Origin of the sequence: Mucilaginibacter lacusdianchii, assembly GCF_009770985.1 — a bacterium.
Classification (GTDB): Bacteria; Bacteroidota; Bacteroidia; order Sphingobacteriales; family Sphingobacteriaceae; genus Mucilaginibacter; species Mucilaginibacter lacusdianchii.
In genome coordinates, this window is the sequence record NZ_WSRW01000002.1 from 675,641 (window position 1) to 696,083 (window position 20,443).

Annotated in this window: 15 protein-coding genes; 5 read left to right on the forward strand and 10 right to left on the reverse strand. The window is 42.8% G+C overall.

From position 1 onward, the window contains the following. Positions 1-22 precede the first annotated feature (22 nt). The 7 genes from GPM24_RS10005 to GPM24_RS10035 form a co-directional block, all read right to left on the reverse strand. Positions 23-3,556: a hypothetical protein gene (locus GPM24_RS10005; RefSeq protein WP_158826618.1), complete on the reverse strand. Its 3,534-nt coding sequence runs from the start codon at positions 3,554-3,556 to the stop codon at positions 23-25. Positions 3,557-3,588: 32 nt separating this feature from the next. Next, on the reverse strand, positions 3,589-5,268 hold the full coding sequence (locus GPM24_RS10010; protein WP_158826619.1) for a hypothetical protein: 1,680 nt from the start codon (positions 5,266-5,268) through the stop codon (positions 3,589-3,591). 106 nt (positions 5,269-5,374) lie between these two features. After that, complete coding sequence (locus GPM24_RS10015) at positions 5,375-6,295, reverse strand: hypothetical protein (protein WP_158826620.1); 921 nt, start codon at positions 6,293-6,295, stop codon at positions 5,375-5,377. Between the two features lie 80 nt (positions 6,296-6,375). After that, positions 6,376-7,254: a hypothetical protein gene (locus GPM24_RS10020; protein ID WP_158826621.1), complete on the reverse strand. Its 879-nt coding sequence runs from the start codon at positions 7,252-7,254 to the stop codon at positions 6,376-6,378. A gap of 33 nt (positions 7,255-7,287) precedes the next feature. Then, positions 7,288-7,857, reverse strand: a complete 570-nt coding sequence (locus tag GPM24_RS10025; protein ID WP_158826622.1) for a glycoside hydrolase family 108 protein — start codon at positions 7,855-7,857, stop codon at positions 7,288-7,290. A 66-nt stretch (positions 7,858-7,923) separates the two neighbouring features. Then, entirely contained in the window at positions 7,924-9,081 is a 1,158-nt protein-coding gene (locus GPM24_RS10030; RefSeq protein ID WP_158826623.1) for a hypothetical protein, read from the reverse strand. A 40-nt stretch (positions 9,082-9,121) separates the two neighbouring features. Further along, positions 9,122-9,457, reverse strand: coding sequence for a hypothetical protein (locus tag GPM24_RS10035; RefSeq protein ID WP_158826624.1), 336 nt, complete (start codon positions 9,455-9,457; stop codon positions 9,122-9,124). 710 nt (positions 9,458-10,167) lie between these two features. Between GPM24_RS10035 and GPM24_RS10040 the strand changes: the two genes are divergently transcribed. The 3 genes from GPM24_RS10040 to GPM24_RS10050 all read left to right on the forward strand — a co-directional run bounded on the left by GPM24_RS10040 (position 10,168) and on the right by GPM24_RS10050 (position 12,467). After that, positions 10,168-11,691, forward strand: coding sequence for a sensor histidine kinase (locus GPM24_RS10040; RefSeq protein ID WP_158826625.1), 1,524 nt, complete (start codon positions 10,168-10,170; stop codon positions 11,689-11,691). A gap of 190 nt (positions 11,692-11,881) precedes the next feature. Then, positions 11,882-12,094, forward strand: coding sequence for a hypothetical protein (locus GPM24_RS10045; RefSeq protein WP_158826626.1), 213 nt, complete (start codon positions 11,882-11,884; stop codon positions 12,092-12,094). A 127-nt stretch (positions 12,095-12,221) separates the two neighbouring features. Beyond that, the gene (locus GPM24_RS10050; RefSeq protein ID WP_158826627.1) at positions 12,222-12,467 is read left to right on the forward strand and encodes a hypothetical protein; all 246 of its coding nucleotides are present in this window, start codon (positions 12,222-12,224) and stop codon (positions 12,465-12,467) included. A gap of 283 nt (positions 12,468-12,750) precedes the next feature. Here GPM24_RS10050 and GPM24_RS10055 read toward each other — a convergent pair whose 3' ends face one another. From GPM24_RS10055 to GPM24_RS10065, 3 genes are all read right to left on the reverse strand, one after another. Continuing rightward, positions 12,751-13,668 carry a helix-turn-helix domain-containing protein gene (locus GPM24_RS10055; RefSeq protein WP_369409676.1) on the reverse strand — a complete coding sequence of 306 codons (918 nt, stop codon included), beginning with the start codon at positions 13,666-13,668 and terminating at the stop codon, positions 12,751-12,753. A 5-nt stretch (positions 13,669-13,673) separates the two neighbouring features. Continuing rightward, positions 13,674-14,573: an NmrA family NAD(P)-binding protein gene (locus GPM24_RS10060; protein ID WP_158826628.1), complete on the reverse strand. Its 900-nt coding sequence runs from the start codon at positions 14,571-14,573 to the stop codon at positions 13,674-13,676. Between the two features lie 169 nt (positions 14,574-14,742). After that, entirely contained in the window at positions 14,743-15,906 is a 1,164-nt protein-coding gene (locus GPM24_RS10065; RefSeq protein WP_158826629.1) for a beta-1,2-mannosidase, read from the reverse strand. A 339-nt stretch (positions 15,907-16,245) separates the two neighbouring features. Here GPM24_RS10065 and GPM24_RS10070 point away from each other — a divergent pair, with 339 nt between their 5' ends. Next, on the forward strand, positions 16,246-17,514 hold the full coding sequence (locus tag GPM24_RS10070) for a CehA/McbA family metallohydrolase (RefSeq protein WP_158826630.1): 1,269 nt from the start codon (positions 16,246-16,248) through the stop codon (positions 17,512-17,514). A gap of 190 nt (positions 17,515-17,704) precedes the next feature. After that, entirely contained in the window at positions 17,705-20,428 is a 2,724-nt protein-coding gene (locus tag GPM24_RS10075) for a bifunctional YncE family protein/alkaline phosphatase family protein (protein ID WP_158826631.1), read from the forward strand. Positions 20,429-20,443: the final 15 nt, after the last annotated feature.

The following is a 20,443-nucleotide window of genomic DNA, read 5'->3' on the forward strand; positions in this document are numbered from 1 at the left end:
TTTGGGACAAGTCCCCGTTCAACTAAGCGATGGCACCAGGCGAACTATTTTTTGCAGCCATTTCAATAATACCTTCGGTGGCGTGTAAGCCGCCAGCAAGTATATTAGCGAAAACCATAAATGGCACAACTTCATCGGCAGCGGCCGAGGTAAGCGTAACTGCCCCATAAAGTACCCTTGCTACATAAGATGATAGTTTACTGCCTTCATTTACCAAGGCAATAGCGAATGCCGAGTCGCTCGGTTCTTCGGCAAGTTCAGTAAAATGCTGAATAGTGCACATTAACCCCGGTATAACCATAACCGTATCTACGTAAATTGACGCCGAAGCTGCAAGTGTGGCCAAACCCGGCGTAGCGGCAGTACTACGACTGATCCAGAAATAGGTTTTACTAATTACGCGCAAACAAACTACTATTTTATTAAATGTACTCCAGTCGCTATCCTTAATAGGATCTTGTGGAAACAGGGTATCTGCTATACCCGGCACAACTGCGCAGGCTATTGAAAGCGCGGTACATGGTGTGGTGAGCGGATTAACCCTTTGCGGATTTGCGGCCTCTAAGCCATTAATTTGAGCATAACAAGCAAACAAAACTCCCGTGGCAATTTGAGCAAAAGCAAAAATTGAAGAACAGGTTGATGATGACAGCCCCAATATGCCGGCAAGCTTACCTGTGGCTGGCTGCGGAGCAAGACGTATCATATTGATGGCTGCCGCCTGATTTGCGGGTGCCTGAGATGAACCAGGCAGTTGGGCTGCAAAAGCCACATTTTGCACACCAGCATTGGCAGCCCCGGCTTGCTGATTAGTACTGGCTGGTACCGCTTGTGTAATGGCATCAAAAGTAGTTGCCTGGCTTAAAAATTCGGTTTCGGCATTAGCGGCAAAAGGCGCTTGTCCGAATACGATTTTGTAAACAATAGTAGCAGGCACTGCAGCAACCCAGCATAATACATCAAGTACCGAAAATGATGGCACGCCGAAATCGCTAAGAATATCTGAAATAATCGGGATGGTTACGGGAGTTGTTAGCACACTCAGCGCATCCTCTGTAATGGTTGTCAAAAAATCAAATATAGCATCCACTCCAACTTTAATTCCGCTCACAACGCCCTCGGCAATTATGCCGGCTATTTTCTGCAATATTTGCGTTAGCGTTAGGGATGAAAACTGGCTACCCAAGCTTTGCAAATCACCAAACACCTGCTGCAAATTTGCTTCTTCTGTTTTTAATGCGTTAAAAACTACGTTTAAGGCATCTTCGTTATTGGCGCTTGCAGGGGTGCTACTTGCTGGCTGCATATTGCCCGCCTGATTTTTGAAATGATAAGGCAAATAATTGGACGAAGTGCTTTGACCAGATACCGGCTTATTATTGCTGGCTACAGTGCTACTCCCTGCGGCTCCAAAGGTGTCCCATGAAATGCCAGCCCATTTGCTGATATCGCCCTCGATGTTACTCATCAGTGTATCAAAATCCTGCTTGTATGTTGACAACAAGCTCACCTGATTTTGCATGTATAATGTGAAGAGGTTATAAAGCACGCCTTTTGCACGGGCAATATCTTCCAAATCGAAAAGATATTTCAAGAAACTGATCAGGTCTTCAATACCACTAACTATCTTATTAAACACCCATGAGGCGGCGGCTACCACTTGCTCAACACCATTCAGCACAAAATTATACACGTCTCCTGCTATTGTAACCACAAAGGTCCAGGCAGTAGAAGCAGCGTCTTCTACAATCGAAACAATGTTTTCTACGCCGGTAGCCAACCAATGGCAAATGTCACCGAAATCGGCTAAAAGCCCCGACGCATGCGGAGTTGCGGCAGCAGGCGGTACTTTTTGCAGCGCAGCAACAGCTGCCGAACCTGATGTAACATTAAGTTTCAGGTAAGCTGTATTTAAACTCTGCATAGCATTAGCGGCAGTTTGTATATCGCCTGATGAAGCGTTTGCCGCAAGCAATGGTTTGGATGCGCCGGTTTGCGTTTGGATAGTTGCTGTCTGAATATTGCCTGGCGTATTTAGCTGGGCCAGTTTTTGAAACGGCTTATCCATTGGGTTAACGCTGGTTGGCGCACTGCCGGCCAACGTTACCGTTAAAGAAACTGCAGTCAAGCCATTTACGGCTTCAATCAGGGTGATGCATCCGTTTTCGTCGGTGTTTATTGCGATGGGGGTTGTATCAATAACGGTGTATAGATTATTTACATAAAAAGCCGTTCTGGTAGCAGCGCTTACCTGTACAGCACTTTTGACCACCGGCTGCCCTGTTGCATCCGTAACTGAGATAGTGGTAGTATAAGAATCAATTTTTTGTGCCGGCATTGTTGCGTCAGATGCCGGAAGCAAAACCTGGGCAGTTTTCCAAAGCCCCGTTTCGGGCGACTTTGCTAATATGTAAAGATTTGATCCGCCAACCGCAAAAATGGTGTTACCGTTATTAACCACGTTAACGTACGGCGAAATCATGTCTACGTTTGTGAGCAACGGAACTGGCATAGACCATTGGCCGGTACCTGCAGTAAGTGCAGATGCCGCACAAGAAGTATAAAAGATATTATCTGCCGAGTTTAAACCCCAAACCGTAACTATGCCATTTACAAGACTGGCATATAATTTAGCAACATTTATAAACATACTATGCGCATAAAGCAACACAGCAGTTGCACCATTAACTTGATTATTTGCCGCAAAATAATAAAGCGAACCTTTCGCTGTAACGTACAAGTCGGTTGTGCCATCTGCATTTCTGCAGGCAGCTATCGATTCCGGAACAAGATTGCCCGGCAGCTGTAGCACAGCGGCACTTGGTGCAACATTAGGATTAAACGGATTGTATAATGCATTATAAATTAGCTGAGCACTTCCGTTAACCTGCCCGCCGGTGTAAGTTCCATCTACCAGTGCGCCTGCAGAACGCCCCAAGCAAGATAAATAGGCACTTGCTTCAAAATCAACCGGTAAACTGTGCGGTGTCCAGGCATAGCCACTTGTTTTACTAGTATTGATATAAAAACGCTCAATCAGTTGAACAGCGCTGGATGGGTCGCGTATTATATCAGCAACAATAAATTGCCCTTGTGCAGTTTCCGTAAGGTAAACGTTTACAATCTCAATCTGCGCTGGCTGGGTTCCAGGCGCGTCAAAAGGATAGTTTACCCAAACCGGTTGTTGCAGCCACGAGGTATCAGTGCTGGAGTTATTTAAACATAAAAGCAAATGGTCGGTACCTGAGAGTGTGGCAACCATACCCATGCCTATCGTACCGCTATGGATGTCTTGCCCAACAGAAAAAGTTTTGACCTGGGCATTAGGCAAAGCTGTACTTAAAAATTTGCTGGTCAGGTTGGTTTTTGTCCATCCGTTTGCTGTATCGGCAGAGGTTTCTTCGGTTACATAAAAAACATGATCGGTTCCTACCGAAAACAACAGTGCGTATCCGGCACTGGTTTGCACAGCCTGAAAGGCAGCATCAGGAGCCATAATTTCCGCATGAAGATAATTGGTTATCAACTCGGATGTTATATTGATATTGTTGCTCATCGTATTACTTAAGAATAAAAGCTTTTAAGGGATTACTGCGGTTGTGTATAAGTGATATGGGCAACCAGATCCTGATTTTCCGAAAAACCAACGCTGGCATATGTAAACGTTTTGCCACCCGGAAAAACAAAGTTTTGAATGGCAGAAACCGGAACGTCGGTTAGCTGTGTAGCTGCCACATCATTGGCATAATTACTAATTGTAGCGCTCAAATCATTTAAGCCGTTAAAAAAGCTGGTAAAACCGCTTACGCTCACATCATCGGGCGAATTGGTAACAGTTGATACAGGTGCACTTAGCATTAAGCCGCCGTTTTCGTTTATCGTTACGGTGTAGGTATCTGTAATTGTTCTATTTACAACGTTACCTTCTGTATTATCACTCAGGCTTGATAACGATATCCACACTACAAGCGTTTGGGAAATTACTATGGTGTTACCAGTGGCCGAAACCGTCATGGAATAGTTTGATGACAGGCCTGCACTACCCATATCACCGTTAAGGCCTGCCTGATCATATGCTTTACTGCTTTGATAACTAATATCAAGTATTGTAGAGCCGGTAGCTGGCAGGCTGATTGAAGGTGTTTGCCCCCGCGAAAGGTTCCAGGTCCAGTTACATTGCGTATCCAGAAAACCACTAAGTGCAACGTGAACAGAAGGCACATAGCAGTTAACTTCTGCAATGTTCATCAAATGTTGGCAAAAGTAATTGGCTAGAGCTTTACGATTAATGGCAATAGCACCATCATAGCAATCTTCCTCGCTTTGTTCAACCCAGTTCCAGGTAAACGGAACAGCAGGCGGAAGTGCATCATTACCTGTAGCGCACAGATAGTTCAGCGTGTTAAGGTCCGAAATTTCTGGCCCTGCATTCGCCGGAACGTAAGGGCTTATCTCAAAATTCATCTTACTAACGCTCAATGAAGATGTGTTTGCAGCAGGATTATTAGGCACAATTGTGTAGCCCAACACAGGCAAAGCACTTCCTTTCAATGCACTACAATACGCGCCAACAAAGGCTTCATTCAGTGCTGTTGCAACAGCAGAACCTGCAGCTACGCCCGATAATGTAGGTACAGTTTCCAGAGCCGCATTATCCAGGTCAAACATTAATTGCTGCACGCTGAATGCATTGGGTCCGAGGTTATTAAGTTGCTGCTGCACATCGGCAGGGAGCTTGGTATTGTTAATCAACGTATTAACTGGTACCGTTGAGGTAAACAGCCATGCAGCTCCCGGCTGCTGAGATTGGTTTACAAAACTGGTAAGGCCGTGTCTGCCAAAGTTTGCCTCTACCACGGTAAAAGACGAACACAACAGGGTAAAGCTAACGGCGCCGGTTCCGGGATTAAGACTTACCAAATCCGGAATATTTTGAGGTGCATAACCCGGAGGTAAACCGATCTGGGCTTTAAATCCGTACCAGAAATTTGATTGACCGATATTGGTCACACCTGCCGTAGACGGTTCGCTGGCATCCCAGTTTTGTACACTGAATGGATCTGTACCATTAGTTTGTGTCATTAAGGTAGCATAATCTACCACAACCGGATTTCCATTTTCATCCTGGTTGTAATACATGGTTACTACCGGTTGATTAGCGACCGAAAGGTATTCTTTCATTGTAGTGTTGATGCTGGCTTGGGTAACAGCAACAACAAAGTCGTAGCCATATGATGGTGCTGAAAGAAAGGACTGTATAGTACTCATTTTAGTAAAAAAGGCAATAAATTTTAATGGGAAGAGTTAAGGATGCAATACGTTTGGGGATATTTGCACCCACATAATTGGGTTTTTCGTATTTGATTTATTCGTTTTATGCACCAACAACACGGCCTACCGCAAGTGAACCGATAGTGCCGGTGGCTGAGGCTGGTAATGACACAGTGATAGGTTGTACCTGCAGCAACAGATCATGAGCGGCAAACATGAAACCTATGGGCGTATCTGCTTCATCGGCTACAACCAACACAGTGCCCCTACCAATTCCTGTTGGCTTTGGCTCGCCGTTGCCACGCTGATCATTATGATGGGCAACGTTAGATGAATCGAAAACAGTTACTGCGTAAAATTGCAAACCAGACTGTATGAACTCGGCTAAGTCGGTTGACCAAAATGCAGCATTTAAAACACCTCTCTGCAGCTTTTCTACACTGTCAACAATCATTACGTGTCCGGTGTCTTTACTTCCGGCAGGCAAACCGTAGGCTAAAATATCGCCGGGCTTCACCGCGCTAAAGGCACCTCCCCTGCTTAGCTGACCGTTTTTAGTAATAGTATATGCAACAGGCTCAAGATTGTGTTTTGCGCCCAAGGCAAACCATTCTGCAAAATCATCCGCGCTTGGAAAAGGTTGCTGGTGGCCGGGTGTTTGGTAATTTGTAATAGTACCGTTGGCAGCGGTTACCAACGATGCATAAACATTGGTTTTAGCGCCCAAAGGTATCGTAGCATACAACACACGGGCAACAAAACCAGAACAATCGGTTGTTGCTACATAGTTTTGGTTAGGCGTGTTAAACCCAAGCACAGGCCCACCATTTTGCCAAAGCAAATCGCTTATACCAAAATTGGCTTTCATTTCTTCAGCAGAGTATAAAACGTAAGAGTATTCATCAACCGTATTGGGCTGATTGGCAGTAACAAATGGAGCAGCAAGTGCCACCGCAGCATCATGAGTGTTCTGATATACCTGCGTGTTAAAATCAGAACCTGCTAATTGGTTTGTAGATATCATTGTTGTTTCTAAATTTTTTAGGTATAGTTGGTGTGTTTGTGTTTACAAACTGCATTTAATAGCAACCGGGTTAGCTACCATCAGGCAGACACAATGCCAGTAGCGGCGTCAGGCGATGCGGGCATTGCGTTAACATCAGTTTGTGCCGTAACCGGATTTACCGGCGTTGAAGGTGTAGCCGCAGGTGCATAGGATGCTGAAATAACTGCTGCTGCAGATTGGTCCGGAATGTTAACAGGCGAATTTTCTTCGGCATATTCAATTGCCGGATTATTTTCTTGAGACTTGATAGCCAGATAAGTTACACTGCTGATACCTGTTAAAGCCAAAAGCGTTTCACTCAACTCTGGCAATGCACAGCCAGTACGAATGCTATAAATCTTATTCAGGTAAATAATAATGGCAATAGCGGTCCAGATTACATTCTGGAACCTGTGGATGCTGATGCCGTTATCGTCAGAAAGAATATCCACAAAAAAGCCTTCAGAAGGAGCATTCTGATGACGGTCACGACCGTCCTGTATTTCGCGTTTATCCATCAGGGTACTACCTGTGGTTACTGCGGCGCTTATGCCCATCAGTATCAATGCTGTTTGGTTGATACCTGTTGTACTGCAATTACCCATACACAGCTCCAGGTAAATATAACTGCAGGCAATCACTACTGTCCATACAGCAAGCTGCACGCGCGATAAGCTAAAGGGATTGCTGCTTTTAAAAAATCTAACACCTACCTTTCTACGTACTTTCTCAGCATGTGCATCAAAAGCCTCACAATCATTTATTTCGTCTCTTAGCATATTGCTATAAAACGCCAGCAAAAAGAACATAGTGATGATAGCGATTATAACAAACAGCGCAAGTGTTTTGTGCAAATCATAGTGCTGCTTACCATCGCTGCAACTTGTGAGCGATAGAGCCAGCAACAACGCAGGCGTAAATATTAAATACTTTTTCATTTTAATGGTTTAATCAATAGTTATTAAGGAAAATCAGGCTAACTGCGGATTAAAAGGCGTTAACCGGCTCATCCATGAATGTTCAAATTGAGCCTGTGATGGGTTGGTTTGGATAATAGCCAAATACCGTTCTCGACGCAAGGCTATCACTTGGTTGTAAAGCGCCTCACCATTAGCAGCATTAGCAGCTTCAATGGTATGAGGCCCTACCTGACCATCAACGGTAACTGTATTTGGCTTCAGTTCGTTTATTGCTTGTTGCAAAAAGCGCGCAGCCATTCCAGTACCCATGTTTACAGCGGTATCAAACAACTGATCGGCCAACTGTTGCGATTGAAGTGCGCCCAAGCCAACAACATCCCAAAAATTTTCTTGGTAAAAGGACTCAACGGCGGCCTGTAAGTTGCTGTTGCTCCGTAATTGGGCATCAAGATTAGCCGGGTGCTGTGCCACAACTTGGTCTACTATCGGCCATCCGGCCCACTTAGGCCAAAAGTTACGGGCAACACCTGCATATGTTTCGCCGCCATGATCGTTTGGGTTATTGGCGTACCCGCCCTCGTTACCCAGTGTAATGTTAAATGCCTGAATAAAATTTGCCATGTTTTTAGTTTTATAATTAATAAATGAGTTATAAAAGTTGAGCTGAAGGATAATAACCGGCTTTAATTACTTACCTAAATAAAAATGATAGCCAAGGCCATATACCACATTATTTTTTAAATCAAAGGGTAACCGACCGGCGGTATAGCTGATAAAGAAACCGTTTGTAGCTTCCAGGGCCGAGGTGAAATAAACAAAGTGATCTAAGCCAGCTCTTTTTACCGCGATAGACGGACTTAGCTCGCGGTAGTATCTCAAGTCGGCACTATAAAACACCATCTGATTGCCGATAGCTGCCACCAGTGTTTTAAAAGAAATTTCAGTTCTCAGCCGGTTATATGCATTCAGGTTTCCGCTTACTTTATACCGGATACTATCTTGCCCGGGAATGACATGGTCAATACCAATCAGCATAGAGGGAAAAGAAGCTGCAGAAAGCCTGAAAGTGCTGTCTGTACCTGTTAATAATCTGAGTATGGCAAACGGATAGTCGGGCAAATTAAAGTACAACAAAGCTTGCTGCGTATCCCAGGGCTTTGCACCCAGGTTAACCAGCAGCCCTGGTACAAATTGGCGCCTGGCAAAATCCTGTGTATTTTCTAGTGAAAAGTTACCGTTTATACCCAGATAATATTGGTTAGTAGTTTTTGCCAATGCGCCACGCTGGGCATAAAGCCTGGCAAGCAGCGAACGGTTACCAGCAATGTTAGCATTGATAATTGCCTGTTGTAATTGTACAAACTGTGATTTCCCTGCCGAATCGAGCGCTTTTACTTTTCCGCCCCACATCCACGAAGCATTGTACTGAAAAGCTGATTCTAATAAATTGCTGGTGTTATAGGCTTTGTTAAACGCTATGTTACCCGAAAGATTTAGCGCATAGCTTTGATAAGCGGTAGCAACGGCATTGCTCTTGCTTTTAGTCCAGCTGTTATTATAATTATAAGCAAAGCCCAATGCAGCATTCTGCCGCTCGGGCTGGAACGCTTTAAATTTAAGGTTAAGATCGCGAACGAAAGTGAAGAGCTGACTGGAGTCGGACGCATAGTTTCGTAAAAATTTTGCGTAAACATCGTTGTACAGTGCCGGATTTTCGAAGACCGAATTTAGGATAGCACCTTTAACACTGTCTATCTGTTGTTTAGACAAGCCAGCATAAGTGCTTTGCAGCGGGCTTGAATTAACGGTTTGGGCGTATGCTGCTACTCCAAAAGCTATGAGCATAAGAAACAGCAATTTTGCACGTAGTAACATTTTTGGCATATTAGAAAGTATAGTATTGGGCGATACTTTGAGCAAGATCGGCTACTGTGTTTTTTTCATTAATTAACACCTGCACCATAGCGTTACAGCTTGTGCTGCTGTTTTGACCATTTTGGTATGCAACCGGATAACAGTTAATAAATTCGTTATCAAGTTTTTCTGCCAGCATAGTAGCATTTGTTAAGATTATATCGGGCGTTGCCGCTTTATTGAAAAACTGGAGCTGGCTCATGATCAAATCACCGGCAGATAAAAAAGAAAAATTTGGGTCAAGCTGCCCTGCGTCTGCAAGACAGGCAAAAACTGATTCACACAGCAGGTTCGGTGTCCAAATCATGGCATTTTAGATTTATTTATGAAGAAAGTGTTTTTTGAGGATTAGTTTATTGAAATAACTATTCATTAAACTTTAGCCATTCTACGATAAATAGCGACCCAAAAGTTTCGCTAATTACAACAAATAGTTATAATTTTTTACGTCAGAGATTTTAAATCAAATTAGACTAACTAAAGGCATGGAAGACGGATGATATAGACCGTTAATGACAAGCCAAAACCTTGCATTTGAAAGTTGCAGCCAGTAATTTTTACACAGTAGGAAATTCATCTAAAAGCTCCTAGCTTATACGCCATTTCTTGTATAAAAAATTGGCATTCATGTTATCTTTCAGGCTACTAACAGCACACTAGGAAATAGCATGCTTAATTCAAAAAATAAGGTTTGTAAAACCATGTCTTTTTTACAATAGCCGTTGTGGCTTTGTTCAATTTTGAAATTTCAGCACAAATAGATATGGCTTTGGCTAAAAAAGCATAAATACAGAATCAGTTCAAGTTAGAATTTACAACAACACACGGTATTACATCCGTTCACATCACTGCTACGAAACGCACGCTATAAGTTCATTTTTGGTTTGCAGACTAAGTCCTTTCATTTAATTGAACGCTTTTACCTTTCGCAAAAATCCTCCTTTAAGAACGGTAGCTATACATACCGTACGTTTTGGCCTTATCCTTGCACAAATATGAGTCAAGCTATTTAAATACGTGAACAAAATTGCACCCACTAGTACTTACTTATCTCTTCTGACCATTTTACTGGGCATATTAGGCCTTTCCGGTTGGCTGTGGGACTTACCCGTACTATATAGTTTTTTGTCTAACGGTGCATCCATGAAGTTCAATACAGCTTTGGCCATACTGTTGTTGGGGGTAAGTTCGTTTTGCTTTCATCAAGGGTACAAGTCTGTTTCCCTAATAATATATTTAGCTATTTTCCTTTTTAGCTTAACCATTTTGCTCGAATATATTTTTTCGGTTGATTTAAAGGTAGACCAACTTGGGATATTAGATAATATTACTGATGCCGTTCAGGCACCTGTGGGAAGAATGTCGGCTTTCACTGCTACTTGCTTTTTGCTGGTTTGCACTGGTATGCAACTATTTACTTTAGGCAAAGCTAATGTTGCTCAAATCATTCTGGTATTTTGCTTTTTGCTGCTGTATAGTGCCCTTGTGGGATTGTTATTAAATATTACGGGCCTGTTCCAATTCGGCCGATATTCGGGTATCGCCTTGCCTACTACTTTGGGCCTGTCAAGTACCACTATTGGTTTGCTGTACGCCAGCCGTTCTCAGAGATGGTTAAGCGAAGCCTTTTCCAAACATTCTGCATCGGTTTACGTGCGATATGCCATTCTATATTTTCTGCTGCTGCTGCCCATCTTCGTGTCAGGATTTATCTGGATATTAAAACATACCGGCGTTCAGCCAGAGTATGCTATTGTTGTACTGATGCTTGGAACTGCTGCGCTTACTTTCCCATGGGCCTTTTTAGTCCTTAAAAAGCTAAACCGTTCTGATGCACGTGTGCACAATTTAAACCAGGAACTCGTTTTTGTCAACAAAGAATTGGACAGCTTGCTCCATATTGTCAGTCATGATCTCAGAACGCCTATAATGAGCTTAGAAGGATCGCTAGAATTATTGCATCGCAGATTGGAAACAAAGATTGAAGAGCAAGACAGGAAACTGTTTGCTATACCCCAAAAATCTATTAAAAGGTTGAGAAGCACCATTGAACACCTGGGCGAGATCATAAAAGCGCAAAAATTGACAGGGCAAGATGCAGAAGAGATAGACTTATGCGCTTTGTTGGACGATATAAGAGTTGAAATTTCAGAAACACTCGAAAATACCGGTGGCCAGATCATTACTGAAGCCGTTAATTGTACTATTTATTACAAGCGGGTTCATCTCAAAAGTATCTTGCATAATTTAATAACGAATGCTTTGATGTTCCGACATCCTCATAGGTCGCCTGTGATCCATATACAGGCCAGCATGGTAGATGAAGGTGTACAATTGGTAATTGCTGATAATGGACTTGGGATACCCGAGAAAAACCTGCCCGGCTTATTTCTAAAATACCGGCGCTTTCATGAGCATGTGGACGGCACGGGTGTGGGTTTGTATCTGGTGCAACAACTTATTGGTATTAAAGGCGGAACTATTGAGGTACAAAGTCAGGAAGGCCAGGGTACCACTTTCACACTATTTTTACCTGCATAGAATAATCTTCCATACAATACTAAGAATTTGGCTTACATCAATGATGCCAGCAAAGAAGCCAACTTTATGAAATTTCTAGTTACGTATAATCAAAATTGGCGCAATCAATTTCACTTCTTGAAATTGATTGCGCCAATATTTACTTGATTTTTAGGTTGCTTTATATATCTTTAGCATTCTGATACTAACCATGCCTTTAACACAACTATCCCTTGAACAAGCACTTGTAGAATCTCCGTCCAATTTAATTGGAAGAGTCATCCGTTATAAAGACTGGGAAGACACAGAATTATGTGACTTTTTACAAATTATGGACTGGCTTGATATTGCATTCGCTTATGATATATTCTTGGAAGGAAAATATCTATTATTTATTATCACCGGCGTTAAAGAATTAAATTAATACTTGCCTAACCAAGCATATCCGAAGGTGATCTACGTTACTAACATTAGCTCTTTTTTATTATTAAAAATTTAATAACTTTTTAAAAATCTTATCGTATACAATGTCATAATTATTTGAACCAACAATGGAATTCGTTACAGCCGCGGAATCTCTTTTAACCTTTAACAAACTAATGCTTATTGGCGCATTTATCAAGTTTGATAAAATCAAAGATTCTTTCAATTATGACCTGCAACGGTTTGAGAGATGGCTGGATAAGCATTTCATCTTTGACACTTATAGCCACTTCGAGCAAAGTGTTGTATTTGAGATTGTATGTGTAAAAGAACCATCCGTTTACCGCTCTTCTGGCAATCGATCCAAATATTGATCCGTTCCAGCAAAGCAAACTACTTGCTTACTGGCTATGTATATAGAATCTTTGTATTAGCACAGGCAATCATTCCTTACGCCTTCTCAAGAACAAACGCTTATATTATTCTGCATCCTTTACCAATATACATTTGGCTAATGGAACCGTGCATAATGTCAACTATAAGCTAACCTGCTTAAATAAAAATGCAAACCGTTTAAATGAAACTTCTTTAGGAATGACATACAGATTCTAAGCGCCTTATTGAGCAGGTGCCCGTTGCTGTTATCGTTACCATTCCTTAGTTAAAAGACTGCCTGAACGCTAATGGAGACTGCTTGGTTTTTGCCTTAAACAGTTTACTAAAAGATTGCGGATGCTCAAACCCCAGTTGGTACGCCACCTCACTCACAGACAGGCTGCTGGTTGACAGCTTTTCTTTAGCCTTTTCAATTAATCTTTCATGTATATGCTGTTGTGTGCTTAGCCCGGTAAGCGCCTTTAATGTTCCGCCAAGATAAGTTGACGACACATGCAATGCCGCAGCTATATCTTGCACTGCAGGCAAACTTTTCATAGTTTGCTGATCTTCATTAAAATAATCATCCAGCCATTGCTCCAATTTATCTAATAGCTGATGACTGGCAATTTTACGGGTAATAAACTGGCGGTTGTAAAAACGCTCACTATAGTTAAGTAATAGCTCTATCTGTGAAATAATGATATCCTGCGTAAATCTATCGATATTGGAACTGTACTCTTGCTGTATAAAGCGCAGGATATCATTTATTACCTGTTCTTCTTTATCAGACAGAAAAAGCGCCTCATCTATGGCATAGTCAAAGAATTCGTACTTTTTGATTGTTTTAGCCAACTGAGTATTCCAAAGAAAATCAGGATGGATAAACAACACCCATCCTGTATGTTCCACGTCCTGACCAGCTTCTACGCCGATAACCTGACCAGGCGCAGTAAAAAACATTACCCCGTTATCAAAATCATATTGTTGCTGCCCATACTTGTATTTAAGGTTAGTAGCCCGCTTAATGGCAATACTGTAAAAATCAAGTACGGCAAATTGCTTAACCTGACCTGCGGGAAACTTGACATCATGAAGGTTTATTACGCTAATTAACGGGTGCTGCGGTTTAGGCAAACCCCGAAGCTCGTGAAGCTGCGATATGGTTTTGATCTTAACTGGTGCGGTGCCGGGCATCATGCAAGTTACTGATTTTGATTGTATGCAATAGCAAAGTCCTTGGCAAAGTCAGTTAACTTCACTTTGCCTAGTACAGGCATATGGCTGTAAAAATCATCATACAGGCTACCGTCTCGCACCGGAATATTCATTTCTACGTACCCCTCTGCTGTTTGAGGGTTCATACCTGCTGTTAGCAACCCGTTCAGCATCTGTTCGTCACTGATCTCCATCCACTGCAAATCCGGTTTACCAATGGCCTCGCCCAAAATTTTGGCGATATCCCTTCCTGAAACTTCGTCACTGGCAATATAACGGATAGTTCTTCCTTCAAACGGTTTCTCAATGTCTTCTGCAATTACAGCGGCAATGTCTAGCGGTGATACCCATGGCGTTTTTCTTTCAAGACTATTGTTTGAAAAAATAGCACCCTGTTGTTTAATCATCGGAATGAATTGATACATTACATAGTAAAAGCCCACCGGACGCATAAATTTAATAGAAACATCTTCAGGCAGTTCTCTAAGAATGTTTTCTACATTATAATGAAAGCGCAATAGTCCGGGGCCTTTGTCGGCGCCAATACTGCTCAGGTGCACCACCTTTTTAACGCCTGAGCGTTCAATCGCTTGTTTGTAGTTATAACCAATTTGCGTAATGCCTTCAACTACGTCAAGGGAATGATCAAAAAACGCATCGCTTTTAAGTGTTTCCATAACATATACAATATCTGCTCGGGTAAAAGCGTGCGTCAAAAAATCCGCATCTTCCATGGTCCCGATAGCCGCCGTTGCCCCTAAGGCTTCGATGGCCGCTTTGCGGTCATTACTGCTGCTAATAACGGTTACCTGATGTCCTTTTTGAATGAGCTCGGTTGCCAATGGTTTGCTGATGTTACCTAATGAGCCTGTTACTACTATTTTCATGTTGCAAAATTTATTAATGCAAACTTATGGTAACATCATAGGCAAAACTTAGCCGAATTAACTGTTGTTGTAGCCAAAACTTATCGCATTTAGCTAATGCTTTTTTAAAGTTAAACAACAAGTATGCTTTACTCATTTGCTTTATAACTGGTTTAAGAGTTATCCTAACTTAATTTGCTTTGTCAGTTATAGGGTCTGGAGGTGCAGGATGAGCCGGATCATAAACAGCCACACTTACCCTGGAATCGGCGCAGCCATAATATAAATACCACTTATGTTTAAACCATGCCATGCCTTCAATAAATACTGTTCCGTTTACGTATTGTCCACTTTTTTCAAAGGGCTGCATGGGGCGCAAAAAGGGTACGTTGAGTCTGTCTACCAATTTCGTTGGATCTGTTTTACTGAAAAGCATTTGCCCCGCGCAGTATGAATTGCCGTTAAACCTTTTATCTCCTCCATCACCCGGATGATTTTTACCATTATAAAACAGGATTATCCCCTTATCAGTAAGTATAGCCGGAGGACCGCATTCGGTGAGGTCACTGTCAAAATAGCCGGGCCTTGTTGCAGCAAGCACTTTCAACTTTCCTTGATTATCGGTTATCGGTGTCCAGTCTACCAGGTTAGTTGATGTTGCACCATAAACGGCATTTTCTCCCCAGTACATAAAATACTTGCCGTTCACTTTTGCAACTACTTGTTTATCATTTTTGACATGTGTAAGTATCGATGCCGATTTGTGCGGGATATTAAAAAATTTGCCTTTGTACGCATCCTGAAAAATGGGACCATGTTTTTTCCACTGTATTAAATCTTTTGAGGTAGCTACCCCCAACCTTGGTGTTTTACGGTTCCATTGCGTGTAAAAAACCACGTAAGTGCCATCCTCAGTAACAGCTACGCGTGGATCTTCGCAGCCACCCGACCATTCATATTCTTTTTGCGAATCATTGGCCGGATATAACACCGGTTTATTTTTACGGGTAAAATGTAAACCATCGCTACTTTCGGCATAACCCAAACGTGAAGTACGCATACCAATCTTCACACCGGTTTTATCCTCTGAGCGATAAAGTACTACTACTTTGCCATTTTTAACAGCGGCAGCAGGATTAAAGGTGTCATTAGCCTCCCAATGAACTAACTTTTTGCTCATCGGATCCAGAAACTGTGACGATGCATCAGGCGAAATAATGGGATTGATATTTGCCGGTCTGGCAAAGCCGCCAAAAGCCCATTCGGGCAATACACTTTTGTTTTGACCGATGGCAAAATGGCCGCATAAAAGCAGCCCGATTCCACCTGTAAATTCAAGTAAACGTTTGTTCATGATTTGCCGTTTATTAGATTTATTTATGAAATTTAATACTCTGAAGGTGTGCAGAGCATTAAATAATTGGTAATACAATATAGATAATAAAAGCAGTTATACAAATCTGTTGAGAGCGGATTAATGTAAAACAATATCAAAGTACTGCTATCCATATATCGCATCTAAGCCTGGTGAAGTTTTAAGCCATACAATTAATTTCAGTAGCAGTTCTCATCACACTATACATCCGTTGTACATTCTCTTCATTGGGGTTTAACAATTATATAATACTAATAAACTAGGTTGCCGCCTGTTTACAAAAGCGTTTACCACTAACAGTTAAACTTCAAATACCTTATGAAACTTTTCACTGCTACCTATCTTCACTCATGCAGTAGTTCATCAAAAAAGAAATATCTATCAAAACGAATCAAAAGTGGTATCATCACGTTTGGAGTGACTATTGCCAGTTGCTTTGGCAATGCAGCACTGGCACAATCGGGCCATGATAACCCCTGGGCAATGGCCGAACTGGGCACTTTGCCACCGATTGCCAGTTTGAAAGATGGCGTTTGGCTGAAGGGCGATTTGCATGTACATTCCCGACACAGTAAGGAATCTACTAATAATCCTGTTTCAAAAATCATCCGGTTTTCTAAGTCAGTGGGTATGGATTATATCTGTATTACCGACCATGATAATCATGTAAACGGAGATGTTGCACATAACACCTGGGCCGACCCCGAATTCAAATCCGACTCGCTGTTGTTACTGTATGGTGCAGAATGGACCACTACCAGGGGGCACGGCAATGTTTTTTCGGCCCAACCTTACGATCATCAACGTTTATTTGATGTACGCGACCAGCGCGACGTGGTCATTGGCGCAATTAAGAAAGGTTTAGGCATACACTTATCGGCCAACCACCCCAGCGGAAAAGACCATTTCGGCTATTCGTACGATATGGTAAACTCTATTGAAGTTTGGAATTCGGTGCTCTGGGGCAATAATGCCAATGCCATCATGATATGGGATGATATGTTATCATCTGGCCGTAAGCTTACTGGCCGGGGTGGCAGTGATGCCCACCATGGTACACCAGACACACCCGACAAGGCAACGGCAAACAGTGGCCAAGCCAAAGCCAATTATGTGGGCACCCCAACCACTTGGGTATTTGCAACCGGCCGCAATTCACAGGCTGTGGTTGATGCGCTTACTAACGGGCGGGTATCTATCAGCGCAAACCCCTATGCGCCACGGGTTGAATTTTATGCCGACCTAAACCAAGACAAAAAGTTGGACATGATGATGGGCGACAACGCAAAGGCTACTGGCAAGCCCGTTAACTTTAGAGTTCATCTTAGCGGCAATAATGCAGTAGAGAACACTTATACCATAACTATCATCAAAAATGGAAGCACATTTGGCACTTACCAGGCAACCGGCAAAACGCCCAAAATTGAATTTACTGATACCCCGGCAACAACCGGCCGTACTTATTATCGTGTAACCGTTGAAGGGCCGGCTACACCTTACCCACAAGTACCCAACGCCATGGCATTAGAGGGTAAAATGGTAGCTTTATCAAACCCAATATATTTCAATTTCGATCCGAATTTTTAATAAGATAATACTCTTTGTTTAAAGTTAAACTGTACTACGTCGCGCAATTTGGAACCAAACTAACTTCTGCGAAAATCTCACAAAATAGCACTTAACCTTCCGTTAATAAAAAAGATGTAATTTGCAGGCTTAGTGATGGGTTATCACTAAGCCTGCATTCATTTATACACTAACATACACAAGCCATACCATGAAAAATAATTGCACTGGCTTATACTATCTCGCACTGCTATTACCGGTTTGCTTTGGCTGTCATTCATTTTTTCAAAGAGACAAAGGTCAAAACAATCAGGAAACCATTAATCATCATGCGTCTTATGATGACAGTACGCTTAACCGCAACACGTTGCCGGTAATGATGCCATTCAACCGCATTATTGACCCGGCGGGAAAGCTGATTGTTTATGGCAGCCCGGAACTGGAAAATCATAGCCTTGATTTAAAGCCTATACCCGGAACAGATTTGTTAGCGGTAGAAGACCGTTACGGTATCGCCATCCTCACCCCCAGTCAGCAAAAAGTGGTGGCACGTTGGAGCTATCCTGATGATCAACGCTTTAAATCGTTGATGAGTACTTACTCGGGCATAGACGTGGTTCAGGTAAATAACAAAACGCAGATTTATTGGAGTGCCGCCAGTGGCGATAGCCATCAGTCGGTTGTATTTAAGGCAGAATGGGATGGCGGCAAGCTACAAATTGCAGATACTTTTACTTTTGTACCCGAGGCCCCTTCGCCGCTAGCACTGCCAAATGAGCTAAAAGTAAATCTTGAAAATGGCAAACCCTATTTGTATGTGGTGTTAAACGGCAACAACCGCTTGGTAAAAATTAACTTGTCCGACAGAAGCACTGTATGGTCGGTACCTACAGGTGTGGCTCCTTATGGTATTACCATAACTAATAACAAAGCCTTTGTAACCAACTGGGGCGGCAATACGCCCGACGGAAAAAGCCAGGAAACAGCCGGTGTACCGTATGGCGCTGTAAATATTAACCCAACCACGGGCGCTACTCAGGCAGGCTCAGTAGCTGTCATAGACCTAAGTAATGGCAAAACATTAAAGACTATCACGGTTGGGCTTCACCCGAACGATATTATTACCAGTGCTGACGGAAAATATATTTATACCGCCAATGGCAACAGCGACGATGTGACGGTAATTAACACTCAAAACTTAAGTGTTGCCGAAAACATATCGGTTAAAATTAACCCAGGTAAGCAGGGATTCATCGGTGATTCGCCCAACGCGCTAGCCATTACACCGGATGGTTCACGGCTTTATGTAGCCAATGGTATGGATAATGCTGTGGCTGTGGTTCAGTTAGGTGCTAAGGCCGGTGGCAATGGTACCAGCCGCTTACAAGGCTTTATCCCTACCGAGGCTTATCCAGGCGGATTGGCCTTACTAAACCAAACGCTTTATGTAACCAATTTGGAAGGTGAAGGCGCAAGGGTAAATAGCCGAGAAATGAAGGGTGCCGACAAAGAAACAGCCGAAGTTAAAGAAGGCGCTTACAACTCTCATCGTCAAAGGGCTACCCTTTCAATTATTGATGTGCCCGATGATAAGCAACTTGAGGCGCATACCCAAAAGGTAAAAGCGTTGATGCTAAACTTCAGAACGGAGCTGGCCCGGTTGTCTCCCCGTAAAAATCAACCCGCCAGACCCATGCCCGAGCGTATTGGCGAGCCGTCCATTTTTAAGCATGTAATTTACATTATTAAAGAAAACCGCACTTACGACCAGGTACTGGGCGATATGACCGAAGGTCGTGGGCAAAAAGAGCTTTGCCTTTACGGTGATGCGATAACACCTAATCAACATCAATTAGCACGTAACTTCGTTTTGCTGGATAATTACTATGCATCAGGCAAATGCTCGGCCGAGGGCCATCAATGGACAGATGCCGGTATGGTTACTGATTACATCGAGAAAAACGTTCGCGCTTGGTTCCGAAGCTACCCGCATGTGCAAACTGATGCCATGGTATACAGCCAAAAAGGATTTATTTGGAATAATGCGGCAGATCATGGCAAAAGTGTACGTATATACGGCGAAGCCAGCATTCCAAAAATTGACTCAAAATTGAGCTGGACTGATATTTATGAAAACTACAAAGCCGGTAAGCCTTTAAGCTTTACCAATACCACTACCATCTCCAGGGTACGCCCATGGTTATCGCCCAACTATCCGGGATCTGATTACTTAAAGATTACAGACCAATTGCGTGCCGATGCCTTTATCAAAGAACTGAAAGAATATGAGTCGCGCCCCGGTGATGCCTTTCCGCAGCTTTCGGTAATGGCACTATCTACCGACCATACTACCGGTACCCGTCCGGGCATGCCCACCCCACGCGCCATGATTGCCGATAACGATTTGGCATTAGGACGCATTATTGAGGCCATTAGCAAAAGCCGCTTTTGGAAAAATACTGTAATTTTTGTTACCGAGGATGATTCACAAGCCGGCTGGGATCATGTTTCTGCTTATCGTACTACAAGCTTTGTTATCAGTCCGTACAGCCAGTTACAAAAAACGGTTTCTACCAACTATAACCAAACCTGTATGGTGCGTTCCATTGAACAAATTTTGGGAATCCCGCCAATGAATTTGTTAGATGCAACTGCTTTACCAATGTTCGATTGCTTTAGCAACCGGGCATCATTACAAGCTTTTGCCAGCAAAAAAAATAACGTGCCTTTAAACGAAATGAACCCGAGCCTGTCGGCCTTAAAAGGCAAAGCGCTATATTATGCCAAACAATCATTACGGCCCGAATACAATCACATAGATGGCGGAAATGACGATATCTTAAACCGCATACTTTGGTACAGTAGCAAAGGTACAAAAGTATATCCGGCACATCTTGCCGGTAAGGCTGAAGATGACGACGACGATGATGATTAACGTATTCTAACCTTA

Bases quoted from the DNA above. Each gene is read 5' to 3' on its own strand.
- GPM24_RS10070 (WP_158826630.1), top strand. From the start codon at position 16,246: ATGAAACTTTTCACTGCTACCTATCTTCACTCATGCAGTAGTTCATCA.
- GPM24_RS10015 (WP_158826620.1), bottom strand. From the start codon at position 6,295: ATGATATCTACAAACCAATTAGCAGGTTCTGATTTTAACACGCAGGTA.
- GPM24_RS10005 (WP_158826618.1), bottom strand. From the start codon at position 3,556: ATGAGCAACAATATCAATATAACATCCGAGTTGATAACCAATTATCTT.
- GPM24_RS10030 (WP_158826623.1), bottom strand. From the start codon at position 9,081: ATGCTCATAGCTTTTGGAGTAGCAGCATACGCCCAAACCGTTAATTCA.
- GPM24_RS10055 (WP_369409676.1), bottom strand. From the start codon at position 13,668: ATGATGCCCGGCACCGCACCAGTTAAGATCAAAACCATATCGCAGCTT.
- GPM24_RS10035 (WP_158826624.1), bottom strand. From the start codon at position 9,457: ATGATTTGGACACCGAACCTGCTGTGTGAATCAGTTTTTGCCTGTCTT.
- GPM24_RS10060 (WP_158826628.1), bottom strand. From the start codon at position 14,573: ATGAAAATAGTAGTAACAGGCTCATTAGGTAACATCAGCAAACCATTG.
- GPM24_RS10010 (WP_158826619.1), bottom strand. From the start codon at position 5,268: ATGAGTACTATACAGTCCTTTCTTTCAGCACCATCATATGGCTACGAC.
- GPM24_RS10075 (WP_158826631.1), top strand. From the start codon at position 17,705: ATGAAAAATAATTGCACTGGCTTATACTATCTCGCACTGCTATTACCG.
- GPM24_RS10065 (WP_158826629.1), bottom strand. From the start codon at position 15,906: ATGAACAAACGTTTACTTGAATTTACAGGTGGAATCGGGCTGCTTTTA.
- GPM24_RS10050 (WP_158826627.1), top strand. From the start codon at position 12,222: ATGGAATTCGTTACAGCCGCGGAATCTCTTTTAACCTTTAACAAACTA.
- GPM24_RS10020 (WP_158826621.1), bottom strand. From the start codon at position 7,254: ATGAAAAAGTATTTAATATTTACGCCTGCGTTGTTGCTGGCTCTATCG.
- GPM24_RS10045 (WP_158826626.1), top strand. From the start codon at position 11,882: ATGCCTTTAACACAACTATCCCTTGAACAAGCACTTGTAGAATCTCCG.
- GPM24_RS10025 (WP_158826622.1), bottom strand. From the start codon at position 7,857: ATGGCAAATTTTATTCAGGCATTTAACATTACACTGGGTAACGAGGGC.